General features: G+C 42.4%; 1 protein-coding gene. It reads left to right on the top strand.

Annotated features, from left to right (window positions below; genetic code table 11):
- The first annotated feature begins 203 nt into the window (after positions 1-203).
- Positions 204-1,016 (top strand): CHASE3 domain-containing protein, encoded by an 813-nt coding sequence (locus tag ACSZPU_RS25855; protein ID WP_499004471.1) that lies wholly within the window; start codon positions 204-206, stop codon positions 1,014-1,016.
- Positions 1,017-1,110 lie beyond the last annotated feature (94 nt).

Here is a 1,110-nt window from a genome sequence, read left to right as displayed (position 1 = left end):
ATTCAGGCAACCGTCTGTGGTGTTTGCAGAGCTAAGATTGGCGGCTTAGCGTTGCACTTCGGAGTTGAATCCGCCCACTTCAACCATAAAGTTTAGCAACGCTATTTCACGATTAACACCCACTAAATAATAAAGATCGGCAACAGTGACAATTCCGAACTTTTTAGCGCAACCTCGCCCTTTCAACTTATTGATATATAGCCATGCATTATAATCAACATAATTATTTCGCTTTAAAATATAAATTAATTAACCATTATGTCGATAATACCTTCACTGCAAGCTTTTATCGATGCATTATTTTGGGGATTTTCACGCTGGAGCAGGACGACATGATTAAGAATATGAACATCCGCCGGAAGCTAACATCAGCTTTTAGCTTAATTATTTTGGTCTTACTGGTACTGAGTACTGTCTTTTATTACAACTTCTCCAGCCTTATCACTGCTAATAACTGGAATGTGCATACTTATCAAGTCATTGATGAGAATAGAGCGCTGACGCTAAGTCTGGTAAATATGGAAACCGGATTGCGCGGCTTTGCGCTGACGGGTAAAGAAGAGATGCTGGAACCTTATAACAGTGGCCTGAAATCATTTTCCAGACACTGGGACACGCTTAAAGGTTTCACTGCCGACAATCCCAGACAGCAGGCTCGTCTTAAACATCTTTCAGAACAGTATTCTCTGTGGTTGCACGACTTTGCTGCAAAGCTCATAGAAAGCCGCCGAAATGTATCGAGCCAAAAGGTCAGCACCAATGAATTTAATGCCGGTTTCGAAGCGAATACCGGGAAGACGCAGATGGATAGTATGCGAGTCATCATTGAGGAGATGATTAATGCGGAAAATGCATTACTGCTGATCAGACAAGAGACCGTTAAGTCTACAGAGACTCAAACTCGATATATTCTAATCTTCGGCGCCCTGCTGAGCGTAATTATCGCCATGGTATTGGGTTTTATCGTTTCACGGATTATTACGTCGCCATTATTGGTGGCGGTAAAAGCAGCCTAGTCGATTGCACAAGGTGATTTATACCCAGAATACTTCGAGTTGCAGGAGCCAGTGAACCCAAGTCAATCGTAGGGATAGGTTGTTTAAGCACTAC

Source organism: Phytobacter sp. V69 (genome assembly GCF_965644215.1).
GTDB lineage: Bacteria > Pseudomonadota > Gammaproteobacteria > Enterobacterales > Enterobacteriaceae > Phytobacter.
The sequence above is the reverse complement of the archived record's forward strand: the minus strand, read 5'-3'. Positions and strand labels throughout refer to the sequence as shown.